At 55.7% G+C, this 280-nt stretch carries 1 pseudogene; it reads left to right on the forward strand.

The annotated features are described in order from the left end of the window. Positions 1–280, forward strand: a pseudogene (gene narH, locus AAEY88_RS13100) (nitrate reductase subunit beta); the annotation flags it as partial.

A 280-nucleotide genomic window follows, 5' to 3' on the forward strand; every position in this document is an offset into this window, starting at 1 on the left:
GGCCAGGGCTTCCCGACTGACTGGGAAAACCAGGAAAAATACAAAGGCGGCTGGATCCGTAAAATCAACGGCAAACTGCAGCCGCGCATGGGTAACCGTGCCATGCTGCTGGGTAAAATCTTCGCTAACCCGCATCTGCCGGGGATCGACGATTATTACGAGCCGTTCGATTTTGACTATCAGAACCTGCATACCGCGCCGGAAGGCAGCAAATCGCAGCCGATTGCCCGTCCGCGTTCGCTGATTACCGGGGAACGGATGGCGAAAATCGAAAAAGGGC

It is taken from the genome of Psychrobacter sp. CAL346-MNA-CIBAN-0220 (genome assembly GCF_040309805.1).
Classification (GTDB): Bacteria; Pseudomonadota; Gammaproteobacteria; order Pseudomonadales; family Moraxellaceae; genus Psychrobacter.